Raw genomic sequence first — 16,443 nt, forward strand, 5'->3', positions numbered from 1 at the left:
TCGTTCAGGGGACTTCAGGATGTGTTTGGCCAACATGGCGATGCTCCGGTTGGAACGCCAGAAACGCGCGTTTCCCCCAGCTCGAGCGGACATCGAGCACCAGTGACGTGTGCTCCCGCAGGGGATCGGCGAAGTGCTCCTTCGATCCTTGTGCCGCGGGCAGGGGTGTGCATCGCGTCGGTGGCCCGCGGGGGCGGGTAGCCGGTGGCGTGTCAGTGGTCCTGGGGCATCTGGTCATCGCGATCGGTGCCGTTCGGGCCCAGTTGTACGCAGCATTCGCCCGGCTCGGGGGCCAGGACGGCCTGGATGCCGCCCACCTCCAGGCCGGTGAGGTAGCCGCTGAGGAATGCCTGGTTCATGCCGCACACCAGGTCGGGGGCCTTTGCGGCCAGCGGATGGAAGGGGCAGTTGCGCAGCCGCAGCCGGGTCGGAGCTTCCCGGACGGGTTCGTAGCCGTATCTCTCCAGGAGCCCCTCGCAGGCGGTCAGCCCCCGCTCGGGACCCAAACGCCCGGGCCGGGTCTCCTCCCGCGCCGCTTTGCCCAGCTGCCGGCCGCGCTGCTTCGCGGTCCGCATGGCCGCCTGCGTGGCGTTCTCGTCGGCCTCCTCGGCCAGGACAGCGTCCAGGAGGAGGTCCGCCAGGAGTTCGTGGCGCCGGTCGGGGATGCTCACGGTGATCTGGGCGTTGGTGGGTTCGTACACCTTCGGCCGCCTGCCGACCTTGCGGATCCCGCCGGGCGTCTCATAGCGGGCGTGCAGCAGGCCGGCGTCGACGAGCTTGTCGAGATGGAAGGCGGCGAGCTTACGGGATATGCCCACACTCGCGGCGGCCTCGTCGCGGGTGACGGCGTGGCCGGCACGGCGGATGAAAGCGAACATGCGCCGCCGTGAGTCCTCGCTCAGGACGCTGACGGAGTCGATGGCGCTGCCGACCGCGTCGGTCTGAGCTGTCTGATCGGGAGCCACCACACCACCGTAACCCCCATACACGTAGGCACAAGTGTTCCTGACGTCCGGATTCCTGCGCGTCTTGACCTCCATGATCAATAAGACCAAGACTTGTTGGTGGAACCAGACGATGAGGAGGAGGTCACGACGACTGATGCATCACGGCTCCAGGCGAAGCGTCCGGCACCGGGGGCGAGCACGGCAACACACAAGCCGGGGAACAGGACAGGGCGGCGGGCGGCACGGCGCGGCCGGGCCCGGGCCGGGGGGCGGGCACGGCACGGCGCGGCACGGCCGAGCGCAGGCGCCGGGTGGGAGAGGGCGCGCCCGGAATCGAACCAGCAAAGCGGCCAAGACCGGCTTCCCGCCGCGCTGTTCGGCCGAATCATCCAGGATGGGAGCATGACAGGGGAAGCGAGCAAGATCGTTCTGAGCAAGCAGGATCTTCGTGAGGTAACCGCGTTCGCTGCGGCATGCGCGCAGGCCGTCCTGGAAATATTCGAGGCTGATCAGCCGGACGACTCGCGGCCTCGAGAGGCCATCACTGCCGCATGGGCATTCGCCCAGGGCGGCGAGCGCGGGAAAGCGCTGCGCGACACAGCGTCGGCCGCCCTCAAGGCAGCCAAGAGCGCGCACACAGCGGCTGCGCGCGAGGCAGCGTGGGCAGCGATGTCTGCGGCAGGTGCCGCCTATCTGCATCCGCTGGCCAAGGCCACGCAGGTCAAGCACATTCTCGGAGCCGGCGCTTACGCAGCCAGAGCGGCCGAAATCGTCGCCGACGACGATCGGCGCGTCGGTGCTGAACACCTCAAGCGGATGGTGCACCGCGCAACACCGGTCGTCGTGGACGTGCTCAAACGCTTCCCGGCAGCGCCGGACGGCGGCGGACGGGTCGGCGAGTTGATCCGCATGCTGGACGCTGACCTCCGCACTCTCACTGAATAACGCTCAGCGTGCGGAACGCTGACGGTGGGCCGGGCCCCGCCCGGGGCGCGGACAGTGGGGCAGCACGGCTGACAGCGGATGGGCGGTGCCGGGCCACCCCAGAGGGCGTGGGGCGGCCCGACAGGCCGGGCGGGGTGGCTCAGCGGCCGGTGGTGGCGCGGATGGTGACCGCGGAGCGTTCGGCGAGGTTGTCAGCTTGCCTCTTCGAGATGGAGGTACGGGCCTGCACCGGCCGCCGCGCCGCCTGGGAGCTGCTGCTGCCCGCCGCCTCGACACCGCCCCGCGTACGGGGTCGGGCCCTCCAGGCGGCGTTGCGGGACGCGGTCCGCTCGTGCAGGCCGCGCCTGACCGCCGCGCAGCCGACGGCCGGCGCCTGCGACCACCTGGCTGCCGGCCACGAAGCCGGTCGCCCGCGCCGACACCCTCACACGCCGCACGGACCGACCCGGCGAGGCGGGGAACGGTGAGGGCCGGCCGCCTGCGAAGCAGCGAGCAGTAGCGCATCCCCTAGAGCCCGGGGTCGCCCGCGAGGCCGGCCTGGTGTTCCGGTGCGCTGGGTGACGGCGGGTAGTCGTCGACGGTCACGGAGTTGTAGAAGCGTGCGCTCTTGGTCGTGAGACGGACGAGGGCGCGGCTGGGGCCCGCGGGCAGGGCGGAGATGAGGCGGGCACCCTGCGCGAGAGCCCGCACGCCCAGGCGGGACGTGGGGATCAGGGTCTTCGCCGCGCTCAGCGCGACGGCACGGCTGCCGCGGACGTGCTGCGCCATCGCGTGCTCGTAGGCGGGGAAGGCACGTTCGTGGTCGCCACCCGCCCGTGCCAGCTCGCCGGCGAGGATGTACGCGCCGAGGACGGCCAGGCTGGTGCTGCCGCCGACGGCCGGACCGGGGCAGTAGCCCGCGTCGCCGACGAGCGTCACCCTCCCCTGTGACCAGGTGTCCATGCGGAGCTGGGTGATCGAGTCGAAGTAGAACGCCGGGGTGCGGTCGAGTTCGTCCAGCCAGCGGTCCACCTCGGCGTGCAGTCCGGCGAATGCACCGCGCAGCAGCTCCTTCTGCCGGGGCACGTCGCGGTGGTGGCAGAGGAGTTCACGCTCGCTCCGGAACAGGAACAGGGCCCGGGCGCCGTCGAGGTGCGGTGCGCCGTACATGCCGGCGGTTCGGCCGACGCCGACGTGCATACGGAGCTCGCCGTCGAGGCCCGAGACGTTCGGCAGGGTCAGCACGCCCAGGTGGGCCCCGGTGAAGGCGCTGAAGCGTGACTCCTCGCCGAAGACGAGGCGGCGCACGGTGGAGTGCAGTCCGTCGGCGCCGATGACAAGATCGAAGCGGCGGGGCGCGGCGGTCTCGAACCGCACCTGGCCGTGGGGGGAGATCGCCGTGACCGAGTCGCCGAAGACGTACTCGACGTCGTCGCGTGTTGCGTCGTAGTAGATCTCGCTCAGGTCGTCGCGCATGATCTCGAGGTGCCGGTCCGAGGTGGCACGGAAGATCTTGGTGAGGTCGGCGTGGACGGGCCGTCGTGAGCCCTCCGCGCAGACCGTCATGCGGTGCGTGCGGGTGGCCAGTTCCTCGACGCGCGGGAGCACCCCCATCTGCTCCGTGATGTGCATCGCGGGCCGGAACAGGTCGACCGCGTGGCCGCCGGTCCTGCGTAGGGACGGCGCGCGCTCGACGACGGTGACGGAGTAGCCGTGCCGGGTGAGCCAGTAGGCCACGGCCGGACCGGCGATGCTGGCGCCGCAGACGAGAATCCGCATGATGCCCCTCCCTTCGGTCAGTCAGCTCGTGAGGAGTGGGAGGCGGCGAAGGCCAGCAGCGGGGCGGCCGTGCGCGGCGGATCCTCCAGTAGAGGCGAGTGTCCGAGACCGGGCAGCAACTCGATCTTCGCGCCCGGTACGGTTCGGTAGTCGAAGGCGGACGAGGAGCGCCACCTGCGGTCGTCCTCACCGAAGATCACCAGGAGGGGCTTGCCCAGGTCCGCCAGCCGGTCGGGCAGCGCCCGCTGCTCCAGGTAGGAGCGGGTGGCTCCCATTGAGGTGGTGAGCGTGTGCAGGGTCATGCCCCGCACGTCGTCCAGGAGCTCTTCCGGGATCCGGTAGCCCTCGCGGCTGAAACCGGTACTCGCGAACCTGCGGAGCTGCTCGTCGGTCGGTGGCCACTGCGACGGGCCCGTCGCCGCGGTCCCCGTTGCGGTCAGGGCGTCCAGGCTGGGGCCGGTGTTGACGAGCGCGAGCGCGGTCACCAGATCGGGCCGCAGTTCCGCGAGGGCAGTGGCGACTGCGCCGCCGCTGGAGTGACCGACGACCACGGCGTGCTCGACGCCGAGGCGGTCCAGTGCCGCGCCGGCCCGACGTGCCTGGTCGGGAAGCGCGTAGCTGCTGCCGGCCGGTTTGGCCGACCGGCCGTGCCCGAGCAGGTCGATCCGGACGACCCGGTGGGAGCCGGTCAGCAGCGGAACCATCGGGTCCCAGGAGCGGGTCGAGGATGCGGACCCGTGGATGAGCAGGAGTGCCGGCGCGTCGCGGGCACCGTCCTCGCGCACGTGGATGTCGCCGTCGCGCAGCGACAGGGTGGTCCGGGTGCGGCTGCTCGCGTATTTGTCGCCGTCGGAAACAGTCATGCGCCCACTGTGTCGGCCGGTACGCTCCGCGGGATTGGACGAATGTTCCCCAGTCTGCTCACCTAGCATGAGGGGATGCAGACGTTCGTGCACGGTGCGGCTGTGTGGGGGGTGGTGCGCCCGCGGCGGCCCAGCCGGGTCACCGGGGTCGCCATGGCCGGGTTCCACGTCCGTGACTTGCACACGCTCCGGATCGTCCCCCACCCCGCCGTGACGCTGCTCCTGGATTTCGGCGCCGGTTCGTCCCTCCTCGACTGTGCCCCGGGACGGCAGCAACGGGGCAGCCTCGTGGCCGGGCCGGGGCTCGGGTCCGCAGGGGCGGTCCGGGCGCGGGGCGAGAACGTCGAGTGTGTGCAGGTGCGTCTGTCCCCGGTGACCGCACGTGCGGTTCTGGGCGTCTCCCCCGCCGACCTCGACGGCATCGCCGTGCCGCTGGACGACCTGTGGGGCCGGCAGGCGGCCCGGATCCGGGAGCGACTCGGTGACGCCTCGTCGTGGCAGGACCGTTTCGCGCTGACGGACGCGCTGCTCGCGCGCCGGCACGAGGCGGGGCCGCAGGTGGACCCGGAGGTGGCCTGGGCCTGGCACCGGATCGTCGTCGGCCGTGGCCTGGTCCGGGTCGACGACCTCGCGGTCGAGGTCGGGTGGAGCCGTAAGCGGTTGTGGTCCCGGTTCCGGTCGCAGCTCGGCCTGCCGCCCAAGCGCGCGGTGAAGCTGGTCCGCTTCGACCACGCCGCACACCGCCTGGTCGAGGGCGAGGGCGCGGCCCGAGTCGCGGCCGACACCGGTTACGCCGACCAGTCCCACCTGCACCGGGACGTCAAGGCGTTCACCGAGGCGACCCCCGCGACGTTGGCCCGCGAGCGCTTCCTCGCCGTCGACCACCTGGCCTGGCCCGGCCACGGGACGACCGCCGCGCCTTGAGGGGTGTCGCCCGGGTCAGGCCGACTGCAGGCAACGGTGCCCTGCAACCCGCAGGACGAGGAAGAGCGGGATGGCGTCGAACCGGCCGTACGGGGCCTGCCGGAAGTGGGCGAGTTCAGCGTGCCGGGTCTCGCGGACGATGCGTCCGGGCTGTTCGCCGCTGAAGGCGCCGTGGCGCCGGTACCTGGGGCCCCGGGGCGGGGCTCTTCCACGACGGCGCACCCGGCATACCCCTGCCGGGGCACCAACCCGTACCCGACCCCCGCCACGGCGGACACCGACGACTCGGCCGACTGGAACGGCCCGTGCTCTCGGGACGGGGCACGGCCCTGGCGGCATGTCGGACATCCCCTCGCCGCAATGCCGAGGTGTCCGATCAGGCATAGCGTGGAAAGAGGAGCAGCTCGCACGTTGCGCCGGGAGAGGTGATCCCATGCCGAGCGAGCAGATCAAGGCACCCGAACACGCACTGGCCGAGCGGCTCCGATCGGGGCTGCGAGGGGAAGTGGTCGACCGCGGCCACCCCGCCTACGACGAGGCCAGAACCGTGTGGAACGGGCTGATCGACCGCGAGCCCGCGGTGATCGCCCGGTGCGCCGGAACCGCCGACGTCGTCGAGGCGGTGACGGCCGCGCGCGAGCATCGGCCGGTGGTGAGCATTCGCGGGGGCGGGCACCAGGTCGCGGGCAGCGCCGTGTGCGACGACGGCCTGGTGATCGACCTGTCACACATGAAAGGCGTGCACGTCGACCCCGCGGCCCGCACCGCGCGCGCCCAGGCGGGCGTGACTTGGGGCGAGCTGGACCGTGAGACACAGCTGTCGGGGCTGGCCGCACCGGGCGGGGAGATTTCGGCGACCGGGATCGCGGGCCTCACGCTCGGCGGCGGATTCGGGTTCGTGATGCGGACGTTCGGGCTGAGCTGCGACAGCGTCCGCTCGATGGAGATCGTCACCGCGGACGGCACGGTGCGCACGGCGAGCCGGGAGGAGGAGCCCGACCTGTTCTGGGCGGCGCGCGGCGGAGGCCGGGGCCTGGGGGTCGTCACGTCCTTCGAGTTCGGCCTTCATCCGCTCGGCCCGGAGGTGGCCGGGGTACTCGTTCTGCATCCGTACGAGCGCGCCGGGCAGGTGCTGCGGGCCTGGCGGGACGCGACGTACAGCGCGCCGGAGACGGTCACGCCGGAGCTCCTGCTCTGGAGTGTCCCCGCCGACCCCGCGATCCCCGAGGACCTGCGGCGGTCGAAGTGCGTGATGGTCGGAGCCGTGTACGGCGGCCCGCCGGGCAACGGTGCGACCGCCGCGCTGGCTCCGCAGCGGGAACTGGGCCCACCCCTCATGGACCTGAGCGGGACCCTGCCGTACGTCGCACTGCAGAGCGCGAACACCTGGCGGTTCCCCGACGGGGAACGCTACTTCATGAAGTCGCACTTCATGGACGAGCTGACGGACGAGGCCCTCCGGACCCTGCTGGACTGGGACTTGCGGCGGCCTACCCCGGAGAGCCTGATCGTCATCCGCACCCTGGGCGGCGCTGTGGCGCGCGTGGACCCCGATGACAGCGCGTTCGCACACCGGTCCGCTCGCTACAACGTGAGCATCGACGCGGGCTGGCGGGACCCCGCGCTGGACGAGGCCGCGATCGGGTGGGCACGCTCGGCATGGGACGCTATGAAGCCGTTCTCGAGCGGCGGGACCTACGTCAACTTCGCCGGGCTCGGTGAGGACGCGGGCGAGCTGCACGGCGCGGTCTTCGGCTCGCACGAGGAGCGGCTCGAGCGCACCCGCGCAGCGTACGATCCGGAGGGCCTGTTCGCACAAGCCGCGCGCAGACCGTGAACCGGACGCCGCCCGCGGCGCAGTGCCCGGGCGGTGACGCGGTCACCAGCTACGGGCCCGAGGAACCCGTGCCGACATCCGAAACGCTGCTGCTGAACGTGAGCGAAGCCAGCTGGAAGCGCCACCAGATCCCCGGTGAGCGCGGTTCCGCACTTGGTGCAGTAGAAGACGGTCACACGCAGGTTCTGCCTCGGCCAGGCCGAGTCGTCACGCGGCATTGACCGGCGGGCAGAGGCGACTCTCGCGAGGGGCGCCGTCCGCGCGGTGAACCGCAGCCGGCCCGCCAGGTCGTAGCGGCTCAGCAGTAGCGTCGACGGCGCGGCCGCCCAACCCGTCACCGAGGTGACGATGGCTTCCGCGCCGGCGCGGGTGGAGGACGAGCTGACGAAGATGCGACGGCGTTTGAAGGCATGCGGGGACACCTACGAGGCGGCTGACCGTCCCGCGCTCCGTGAGGACGTACGCCGGCGCCGCGAAGAAGCTGAGCGGCAGTACGGCGAGTTGCAGCGCCGGATGCAGGGGAACGGCCGACCAGCAGGCGATCCGGACGTCACGTGAAGCAGTCCGGCGGACTGCCCGCTCGGTCGTGTCCCACAAGCCGAACCGGACGCGTGCGGGGGGAACCGCGATGCGTCAGGTCGGCCGGGGCGGGACGCCGTCCAGGACTTCGCCGAAGCCGGACGGGCAAGTGATCGCTTCGTTGTCGTCGGCCGTCAGGCCGCTCCTCCGGGCATGGGTACGACGTTGGTGGCGTCCACGGCCGGCCGAAGGCCCTTGGCCAGGCTCACGGCATCGCCGACGGCCCAGTAGTGGACGAAGAACAGACGCGGCTCGTCGGTCAGGTTGTGATGATGCAGCTCGACGAGTTCGATTCCACCCCGTCGCAGGGCCATGAGGGCGGGCTGGACCTCGTGGGCGACCAACGCCAGGTCGCCGCTGAGCACGGCCCGTCCACCGCCCAGCGGCTGGAAGCCGACGGCGCTGGTGGAGCCCAGTCCCGGAGGCAGGATCACATGGCCGTCGGTGATGGTCTCGCGGCGGACGTACGTGCATCTGTAGATGCTGCCGTCGGCGAAGCCCTCGATACCCAGCGCGGCGTCGATCGCGGCGGTGTCCAGGTCTGCGGGCGGCGAGACGGAAGGGGGCTGGGCCAGCGGGGTGCCGGTGCGCTCCAGCGCGGCGCGCAGACCCCGGGCGACGGGGACCGGATCGTGGCTGTGGGCGTGCACATGGATCCACCAGACGTCCGGCTCATGGGCGAGCAGGTGCTTGTGGATGGCGGTCTGTTCGATCCCGTGCCGGTGCAGGACGTCGCTGAAGCGCTGCAGTTCGCGCTCGGTGACCACGGTGTCGCCCATCAAGAGGGTGCTGTGGTCGGCGTAACGGACGAAGGACACATGCGTGCCCAGCGCGAGGGTGGGGTCGACCCGGATGCCGCGGGAGAAGACCGTGAGGTCCCAGCGCGGAAAGCCCGTGTGGTACATGAACCGCCTCATGTCACCGGTCCGCCCGAGGGCCTCGCCCACCTCCGCCCAGTCCGCCAGTGCGGTCATCACGGGCTCGACCGGCGCGCCGTCCTCCGGTCCTGCGGACAGGGCGCCGGCGCGGGCGGGCATCCCGGCGAGTACGGGCGCCAGGGCAGCCGCGGCCAGCACACGGCGCCGGGACGCCGGGGGCCCGAAGCGGGTGTTCTGCTGTCGGTCGTCAGCCATGTCGTATGCCTCCTGGCGTGATGGAAGCACGAGAGACCGCACGGGCCGGTGACCGGCACCGCCACGCCAGCCAGGTGGGCTAACTGGTCCTCCAACGGATGCGAAGGCAGCGGAAGCCGTGCAGCCAGGCGACCGTCGGCCAAAGGTTGTCCCGTAACGCCTGATTGTCAGTCGCGGCTCCTCCTTGCCTCACAGGGGAGCGAGTGATGCAGGTCACACCATGATGTCGACACCGGCTCTCTGGAAGATCGTTTCCCCCGGTGACCGATCTGCTCCGACACAAGGAACTCTTCATGCGCGCTCGTGCTCGCCTTGCTGCCACTGTCGCCGGACTTGCCCTCGCTGCGGTCGGCACATCCGCCGTTGTCGCCGATGCTGGGCCCAGCGGCAGCCCTGTCCGCGCTAGTTGGAGTCCTCGAAGCGAACGAACAAGAAATCGCGGTTCTTGATCCCGCAGTCGTGCTCAGCCGACAGGGTGTTACCGTCCTGGGCGAAGACCTCACGGGGCTCGTCTAGACGGTGGCTACCAGGGCACCGGACTCGTACTCCCGCACCGCACGAAGGCGGGCGAGGAACTTCCAGCGTGGAAGGAAGAACACAACCGCTCCCACAAGCGAGTTCGCGCTCGCGTCGAGCACGCCTTCGCCCGCATGAAGGGCTGGAAGATCCGCCGCGACTGCCGGCTGAAAGGCAACGGCGTTCACCACGCCATGCTCGGCCTCGCCCGCCTGCACAACCTTGCCCTCGGCGGATAGCTGAGCCAGCCACGGCCCGACCGCTCCCGTCCGCAACGAATCCGAGATCACTTACGGGACAACCCTTAGACGACCCAACGGAAGGGTGCCCAGGCCGGTGCCGTGGGGCTGTCCGCGTTCGGCGATCACCGGGCGGAGGGTGGGCGACCAGCCGAGCAGTTCCTGGGTGTGAGCGCTGGAGACGGGTCCGTCGAAGCCGTAGGCGGTGGCCATGAACGGGCTCACGAAGTGCCTGGCGGCGTCGGCCGGAGTCAGCGAGAGCGTGGGCAGATCCAGACCCCCGGGCGATCTTCTCTGCGATGCTCTTCAGCGTGACGCCGCTTTCGGCTGCTCCGTGCAGGACGGCTGCCTGCGGGTGCCTTCTCCAGTGCGAGGCGGAACAGCACGGCCGCGTCGAGCCGATGTACGGCGGGCCATCGGTTGGTGCCGTCGCCGACGTAGGCCGACACGCCGGTCTTTCGGGCGGTGGCGATGAGCATGGGATGAAACCGTGGTCCTGGGGGCCGTGGACGGTGGGAGCGAGGCGGACCACGCTCGCGCGCACGTCCCGGGCGGCGAGGCGCAGGCAAGCTCGTTCACCTGCGATGCGGAAGGCGGCGATCCCGGCCGTGTCGGGCTCGTCCTTCTCGGTGGTCTCCCGGCCGGCGGGCATGAGCGACGCGACCTGGCCAAGGCCGCGTCGCTCACCGACGCGCTGACAGAGGCGCTGCGGCAGCGCGGCGTCCCCGACCGGCTGGCCGGCCTGGCAGCCCATACCGGTTGGGCTACCTTCCACCAAGCGGCCCAAGCCTGGATCGACGACCCCTCACAGAGCCTGGACACACATCTCACCCGCGCCTTCGACGATCTGCGCGCCCTCTCCGCGACCGTCCCACCGGCACAGGCACAGGCCGAACGCCGATCGTGATCGGCCTCCCCCATGTGATGGCGCCAGAAGGCTGCCCGTTCGCCGAAGACGTCGTGCGCGCGTGCCGCATCCGGTCCCTCGGCAAGACCGGCCCGCTCCCCCACCGTGGGCTAAGGCGTTGCCTCGCATGGCAGATGACCCCTGTGGGGCCGGCCGGCGCGGTGTACTGGGCACATCGCCCCGAGCCGCGGGGCATGGTGCATCGGAGGAGGCGAGGACTCATCACATCGACCCTGATGATCCGCCGTTCCGCACGTGGAATTGCGCCCGATCCGCTCAGTCGGCACTACCTCGCCCGTGGCACCACTTGTGGCTTCATGTAGCACGACAGCAGCCGCGGGCGTCATGCGGGAGTGGCCTGGCTCGCCACGGAAACCCAGTCAACGGCTCTGTCGACAAAGGCCGTCCCGCAATGATCCAACGATGCTGGTGAGCTCATCTCATCGGCCGAGTGGAGTTCGGCCATCGGTCACCGCCAGCACCTCGGTTGCACCTGTCTCAGGCCGGCTCTTCGGTGGCGTGCGAGTCGGTGAGGGTGAGCGCGCCGCCCGCCGCGATCAGGCCGACGATCACGGCGAGCACGGTATAGGTGATGCGCTCGCCGTGAAAGAAGGACTGCACGAGGTCGCTGTTCCAGACGCCCGCGGGCAGCTGGGTGGTGACGAGTGCGGCGATCAGGGTGCCGACGACGGCGGTGCCGACGCTGGTGCCGACCTCCTGGGCGGTGTCGTTGAGCGCGGTGCCGATCGAGGTGCGGTTGGCCGGCACCGCCTCGACCAGGGCGATGGCGCAGATGGTCATGACCGTGCGCAGCCCGATGGTCATCACGACCATGCAGACCGCGATGGCGGCGTATCCGTGGCCGACGCCCCAGGCGAGGCCGGCCAGCGCCACGGACAGGCAGGCCGCGCCGACGAGGCAGGCGACGCGGTGGCCGAACCTCTTGGCGAGCCACTCCGAGAGCGGGGTCGCCGCGATCATGGTCACGATGAGCGGCAGGTTCGCCAGACCGGCCCGCACGGGACTCCATCCGTAGGCGTACTGGAAATGGAGGATCAGACCGAACATCACACCGGCCATCGCGACGGACGTGCCGATCTGCGCGAGGGCGGCGCCGCGCACGGTGCCGTTCGAGAAGATCTTGAGGTCCAGCATGGGGGCCCTGCTACGGCGCTCGTGCCATACGAAGGCGAGGCCCGCGACCACGGCGCCCAGGACCGAGGCGAGCGTGGCCGCGGAGAGCCAGCCGTGCTCGACGCCGCTGGTCAGCGCGTAGCAGGCCAGGCCGATGGTGAGCACGCTCAGGACGGCGCCCGGCAGGTCGAGCTTGTCGTCGGTGAGGTCCTGGGGCCGGTCGGGCGCGACGCCGAGCCGCACACCGATGGCCGCGATCAGGGCGATCGGCGCGTTTATCAGCAGGAGCCACTGCCAGCTCACGTGGGCGAGCGCGGTGCCGCCGAGCAGCGGGCCGAGAATGAACCCGGACATGCCAACGACGATCATCAGCGTCATCGCGCGCATCCGCAGCGCCTGGTCGTCGAACAGGCGGAAGACGAGCGAGTTGGTGATGGGGGCCATGGCCGCGGCGGCGATGCCGAGTCCGGCCCGCAGGGCGATGAGCTGCCCGGTGGAGTCGACGGCGACGACGGTCAGGCTCAACAGGCCGAAAGCGGCGAGGCCGACGAGCAGGACGCGTCGGCGTCCGAGGCGGTCGGCCAGGGATCCCGCCGTGAGCAGCAGGCCGCCGAACGTCAGCGAGTAGGCGCCGGTGACCCATTGCAGGGCGGTCGTGCCGCTGCCGAGGTCGCGGCCGATGGTGGGCAGCGCGATCGAGAGCAGCGTGTTGTCGGCCATCTCGACGAAGAAGGCCAGGCAGAGCGCGGCCAGCGGGATCCACGCCGCCCGCAGTGATCCGTAGGCACGGCTGGAAACGGGCCCGGTGTCGGTAGTGGTGGCGGTCATGACCGGCCTCCTTTCTGAACGCTGAACGACGCCGAGCATCGAACGACGTTCGACTATGGAACATTGTTCTATGATGGAACGTTGTTCTACCATAGAACCTCGTTCGATATGGAGGCAACTGTGCTTTGATGGACGTCATGACACCGCCGCCGACACGCGCACGCTCCGCTGCCGAAAGGTCCCCCCGGGGGCGCCGGCGCGCTTCGCACTCCATGGAGGCCGTCCTCGACGCGGCCGTGGCCGTGCTCGACGAGGCCGGTGGCTCCGCGCTGACGTTCCGCGCCCTCGCCGCCCGGCTCGGCACGGGCGTCGGCACGATCTACTGGTACGTCCAGAACAAGGACGAGCTCCTCGACCGCGCCACCGACCACGCGATCGGCGGCGTCCTGGCCACCGTGGAGGAACGCCCGGACAGCGACGACCCCGTCGCCGACCTCCGTGCGATGGCCATCGCGCTGTTCGACGCGATCGTGGACCGGCCGTGGCTGTCCGCGTACTTCATGCGCAACACCGACGTCCAGGGCAACTCGCTGCGGCTGTACGAGCGGCTCGGCCGGCAGACCCTGCGCCTCGACCTCACCCCGCGGCAGCGGTTCCACGCCGTCTCGGCGATCACGGGTGTCGTGGTCGGCACGGCCGCCGACCTGGGTGCGGAGATCCCCCAGGAACTGCTCGACGGTGAGGTGGACCGCGAGGAGTACCTCGGCCGCTTCGCCGAGACGTGGCGGTCGCTCGACGCCGAGGAGTTCCCGTTCGTACGGCAGATCGCCGACGAGTTCGCCGGTCACGACGACCGGGAGCAGTTCCTCGCCGCGCTGGACCTGACGCTGGCGGGCCTGCGCCTCCAGGCCGGAACCTGACCTCGAGACATCCCGATGGCCGCCGGCGTCGCCCCCGGGACCCGGCACGAAAGCCGGTCCTCGCCCCGGGGGCTGAGGTGATGACGGCTCGCAGATGTACACCTGAGCTCGGGACCGAGCGCAGACCGCCTGCTGGTCGTCTCTCCAACTGTGCGCATCGCGTACGGCACGGGGAACGTACGGCGTACGTTCCCCGTGCGGCTCGTCCGCGCCGCCTTCAGGCATGCCGCTCGAGTCGGTGGCTGTCCACGAACTCGCCAGTACATCGAGCAGCAACAACGCCCGCTCTGACGTGCACGTCAGCTTTCAGATGCATTCATCCCCGGCGTGAACGCCGGGGGCTTCTGCAAGAGTCCCGGTAACCGCCGTCGACCAGATGCTTGTCGGGCGCAGCCGCCGGAGGCGGCATGGATGTCGGGCAGGGCCGAGACGGCGGTGGCCATGTCGGTGATGACGTTGACGCGCTTGGCGTCGCAGGTCCCACCGCGACGGCGGCCGGCCATCGCGCTCGGTGCGCGGCCGGAACCTGCCGCGCCCGTCGACCAAGAAGTGCTTCGGGCCAGTGGATCTGCCGGAGCACCTCGGCCTGCGCCGGGAGGGCGCTGCCGGGGAAGCGGACATGGAGGCACCCGAGGCATTTCCATAAGCTATGAATATAAAAACGGCTATGCTTCGAGCATGAGTCGTCAAGACACCACTCCTGGCGCGTCCGCCGCCATCGGGGCAGCCCTCTACGGCCTGGCCACCAGGGCCGCGAGACGCCTGCCCCGGGACATGAGCCTGACGTCCGCCGCCACCCTGGCCACCCTGGACCGGACCGGCCCGCGGCGCATCACCGATCTGGCCGCGGCCGAGGGCGTCACCCAGCCCGCGATGACCACCCTGGTCCGGGTGATGGAGGAGTCCGGCCTGGTCGAGCGGCGTGGCGACGCGTCCGACAAGCGGGTCACGCTGGTGTGCCTGACCGAGGCCGGCGCCTCCTATGTCCGGACGCGGCGCCAGGCGGGCATCCACGCGTTCGAGCGGTTGATCGGCGAGCTCACCGACGACGAGGTCGAGGCGCTGGAGGCGGCCCTTCCGGCGCTGAAGCATCTGGCAGAGCTCGAAAGCCAGGACCGCGAAGGGCCGAGCCGGTGACCGGGCAGCCGGCCGGCGGGGCCGCGGTGAAGGCGTTCCCGGTGGGGCGTTCCGAGGCGCGGCTGCTGGTCCCCGCCCTGATCTTCATCGCTCTGGTCGTGGCGGCGGTCGCCAGCCTCGGGACGCCGCTCATCACCAGCGTGGCGACCTCGTTCCACGTCTCGCTCGGCAGCGCGCAGTGGACGCTGACCGTCGCGCTGCTCAGCGGCGCCGTCGCCACGCCGGTCCTGGGCCGGCTCGGAGCCGGCCCGCACCGGCGGGCCACGATCCTCACCACGCTGGCGGTCGTCGTCGCCGGCAGCGCGCTCACCGTGCTGCCGCTGCCGTTCGCGTGGCTGCTGGCCGGCAGGGCGGCCCAGGGCGTCGGGCTCGGGCTGACGGCGCTGATGATGGGCGTGGCCCGGGACCACCTCCCCGAGGAGCGCAGCGGCGCCGTGATCGCCCTGATCTCGGTGGTCTCGATCATCGGGGCCGGCGTCGGCTACCCGCTGGCCGCATTGCTCGCCGAGCTCGGCGGGGTACGGGCCGCCTACGGCCTCGGCCTGGTCGTCACCGCCGCCGCCCTCCTGACCGCCTGGCGCTCCATGCCCGAAGCCCCCGAAGGCCGCTCTGCCCACGTGGACGTGGCAGGCGCGGTCGTCCTGGCCGCTGCGCTGGTCCTGGTGCTGTTCCTCGCCGGCGAACGGAATCTGTGGAGCCGGCACCTCGCCGTAGCGGCGGGCCTCGCCGTCGTCGCGGTGGTGCTGCTCTGCGTCTGGGCCGTCATCGAGCTGCGCAGCACGACGCCCCTGGTCGATGTGCGGGCGGTGCGGCACCCGGCGGTCGCCGGCGCGAATCTCGCCATGTTCGTCGGCGGGATCGGCATGTACCTCCTGCTCACGCTCATCACCCGGTACGCGCAGACGCCGCACGGCGCCGGCTACGGCTTCGGGCTGACGACCTTCGTCGCCGGGCTGGTCCTCATCCCGTTCTCGGTGCTGGGGTTCGTCGCCGGCAAGCTCACGCCGCGGGTCCGGACGCGGATCGCCGACCCCCTGCTCCTGGCCGGCAGCGCCGTCGTGGTCGGCGGCGGGTTCGCCCTGTTCGCGGCGGCCCGGTCGGACCTGGCCGAACTGTTCACGGCGATGGGCGTGCTCGGCTTCGGCGTCGGCGGCTTCTCGGCCGCGATGCCCGGCGTCATCCTGGCCGTCACCCCCAAGAGCGAGACGTCGAGCGCCATGAGCTTCAACTACGTCGTCCGCAGCGTCGGGTACTCCCTGGGCAGCGCCGTCGGCGGCCTGATCCTCGCCGCGGGCACCGGCCCCGGCCACCTCTTCCCCGACGACAGCGCCTACACCACCGCGGCGCTGGTCGGCATCGGCGCCATGGCGATCACGACACTGACAAGTCTCGCTCTCGCCCGCCGACGCTCGGCCTGGACCAACCCGTAAGTTCAGATGCGCTCATCCCCACACTGGAGGTTCCATGCCCAAGAGCTACTGGGTCAGCGTCTACCGCACCATTTCCGACCCTGCGAAGCTGGCTGCGTACAGCAAGCTGGCCGGTCCGGCCGTCGAGGCCGGGGGCGGTCGGGTCCTCGCCCGTGGCGGTCGGGTCGTGGCGCACGACGCCGGAATCGCCGAGCGCACCGTCCTGATCGAGTTCGACAGCTTCGAGCAGGCCGTCGCGGCGCGCGAGAGTGCGGCCTATCAGGAGGCGCTGGTCGCCCTCTCCGACGGCGTCGAGCGCGACTTCCGTATCGTCGAAGGCATCGACTGACCGAGGTCCAGTCGGATCTTCACCGAAGCTCTCTGTGGCACAGCCCGAACCCCACGACGAACGACGATGTGAAAAGCC

The 16,443-nt window shown here is 71.0% G+C and carries 15 protein-coding genes and 1 pseudogene; 10 read left to right on the top strand and 6 right to left on the bottom strand.

The features are described from left to right. Nucleotides 1-212 precede the first annotated feature (212 nt). The gene (locus tag ACIRG6_RS05500) at nucleotides 213-965 is read right to left on the bottom strand and encodes a helix-turn-helix transcriptional regulator (RefSeq protein ID WP_403320898.1); all 753 of its coding nucleotides are present in this window, start codon (nucleotides 963-965) and stop codon (nucleotides 213-215) included. A 384-nt stretch (nucleotides 966-1,349) separates the two neighbouring features. Here ACIRG6_RS05500 and ACIRG6_RS05505 point away from each other — a divergent pair, with 384 nt between their 5' ends. Further along, nucleotides 1,350-1,892 carry a putative immunity protein gene (locus ACIRG6_RS05505; protein WP_403320900.1) on the top strand — a complete coding sequence of 181 codons (543 nt, stop codon included), beginning with the start codon at nucleotides 1,350-1,352 and terminating at the stop codon, nucleotides 1,890-1,892. A gap of 507 nt (nucleotides 1,893-2,399) precedes the next feature. Here the strand turns inward: ACIRG6_RS05505 and ACIRG6_RS05510 are convergent. Then, on the bottom strand, nucleotides 2,400-3,650 hold the full coding sequence (locus ACIRG6_RS05510) for an FAD-dependent monooxygenase (RefSeq protein ID WP_403320903.1): 1,251 nt from the start codon (nucleotides 3,648-3,650) through the stop codon (nucleotides 2,400-2,402). 17 nt (nucleotides 3,651-3,667) lie between these two features. Continuing rightward, the gene (locus tag ACIRG6_RS05515) at nucleotides 3,668-4,513 is read right to left on the bottom strand and encodes an alpha/beta fold hydrolase (protein WP_403320904.1); all 846 of its coding nucleotides are present in this window, start codon (nucleotides 4,511-4,513) and stop codon (nucleotides 3,668-3,670) included. A gap of 75 nt (nucleotides 4,514-4,588) precedes the next feature. Between ACIRG6_RS05515 and ACIRG6_RS05520 the strand changes: the two genes are divergently transcribed. From ACIRG6_RS05520 to ACIRG6_RS05530, 3 genes are all read left to right on the top strand, one after another. Beyond that, nucleotides 4,589-5,437, top strand: a complete 849-nt coding sequence (locus ACIRG6_RS05520; RefSeq protein WP_403320907.1) for an AraC family transcriptional regulator — start codon at nucleotides 4,589-4,591, stop codon at nucleotides 5,435-5,437. 433 nt (nucleotides 5,438-5,870) lie between these two features. Then, nucleotides 5,871-7,274: an FAD-binding oxidoreductase gene (locus tag ACIRG6_RS05525; RefSeq protein ID WP_364686443.1), complete on the top strand. Its 1,404-nt coding sequence runs from the start codon at nucleotides 5,871-5,873 to the stop codon at nucleotides 7,272-7,274. A 348-nt stretch (nucleotides 7,275-7,622) separates the two neighbouring features. After that, complete coding sequence (locus tag ACIRG6_RS05530) at nucleotides 7,623-7,832, top strand: hypothetical protein (protein WP_403320909.1); 210 nt, start codon at nucleotides 7,623-7,625, stop codon at nucleotides 7,830-7,832. A gap of 155 nt (nucleotides 7,833-7,987) precedes the next feature. On the opposite strand, the gene ACIRG6_RS05535 is transcribed toward ACIRG6_RS05530, so the two are convergent. After that, on the bottom strand, nucleotides 7,988-8,986 hold the full coding sequence (locus tag ACIRG6_RS05535) for a DUF1259 domain-containing protein (protein ID WP_403320910.1): 999 nt from the start codon (nucleotides 8,984-8,986) through the stop codon (nucleotides 7,988-7,990). Between the two features lie 515 nt (nucleotides 8,987-9,501). On the opposite strand from ACIRG6_RS05535, the pseudogene ACIRG6_RS05540 reads away from it, so the two are divergent. Further along, a pseudogene (locus ACIRG6_RS05540) lies at nucleotides 9,502-9,741 on the top strand (transposase); the annotation flags it as partial. 51 nt (nucleotides 9,742-9,792) lie between these two features. Here ACIRG6_RS05540 and ACIRG6_RS05545 read toward each other — a convergent pair. Further along, entirely contained in the window at nucleotides 9,793-9,954 is a 162-nt protein-coding gene (locus ACIRG6_RS05545) for a hypothetical protein (protein WP_403320912.1), read from the bottom strand. 277 nt (nucleotides 9,955-10,231) lie between these two features. Here ACIRG6_RS05545 and ACIRG6_RS05550 point away from each other — a divergent pair, with 277 nt between their 5' ends. Then, nucleotides 10,232-10,648: a hypothetical protein gene (locus ACIRG6_RS05550; protein ID WP_403320914.1), complete on the top strand. Its 417-nt coding sequence runs from the start codon at nucleotides 10,232-10,234 to the stop codon at nucleotides 10,646-10,648. A gap of 498 nt (nucleotides 10,649-11,146) precedes the next feature. Here the strand turns inward: ACIRG6_RS05550 and ACIRG6_RS05555 are convergent, their stop codons facing one another. After that, nucleotides 11,147-12,610 (bottom strand): MFS transporter, encoded by a 1,464-nt coding sequence (locus tag ACIRG6_RS05555; RefSeq protein WP_364686428.1) that lies wholly within the window; start codon nucleotides 12,608-12,610, stop codon nucleotides 11,147-11,149. Nucleotides 12,611-12,822: 212 nt separating this feature from the next. Here ACIRG6_RS05555 and ACIRG6_RS05560 point away from each other — a divergent pair, with 212 nt between their 5' ends. The 4 genes from ACIRG6_RS05560 to ACIRG6_RS05575 all read left to right on the top strand — a co-directional run bounded on the left by ACIRG6_RS05560 (nucleotide 12,823) and on the right by ACIRG6_RS05575 (nucleotide 16,365). After that, nucleotides 12,823-13,470, top strand: coding sequence for a TetR/AcrR family transcriptional regulator (locus tag ACIRG6_RS05560; protein ID WP_403320916.1), 648 nt, complete (start codon nucleotides 12,823-12,825; stop codon nucleotides 13,468-13,470). A 774-nt stretch (nucleotides 13,471-14,244) separates the two neighbouring features. Next, nucleotides 14,245-14,607 (top strand): MarR family winged helix-turn-helix transcriptional regulator, encoded by a 363-nt coding sequence (locus ACIRG6_RS05565; RefSeq protein ID WP_403321801.1) that lies wholly within the window; start codon nucleotides 14,245-14,247, stop codon nucleotides 14,605-14,607. Beyond that, nucleotides 14,604-16,037: an MFS transporter gene (locus ACIRG6_RS05570; protein WP_403320918.1), complete on the top strand. Its 1,434-nt coding sequence runs from the start codon at nucleotides 14,604-14,606 to the stop codon at nucleotides 16,035-16,037. The genes ACIRG6_RS05565 and ACIRG6_RS05570 overlap by 4 nt, the downstream gene beginning before the upstream one ends. Before the next feature lie 34 nt (nucleotides 16,038-16,071). Further along, a complete protein-coding gene (locus ACIRG6_RS05575; protein ID WP_403320920.1) occupies nucleotides 16,072-16,365 on the top strand; it encodes a DUF1330 domain-containing protein in 294 nt (97 codons plus the stop codon). The last annotated feature ends 78 nt before the right edge of the window (nucleotides 16,366-16,443 follow it).

Source organism: Streptomyces flaveolus (assembly GCF_044765825.1).
In the GTDB taxonomy this organism is placed as follows: Bacteria; Actinomycetota; Actinomycetes; order Streptomycetales; family Streptomycetaceae; genus Streptomyces; species Streptomyces flaveolus.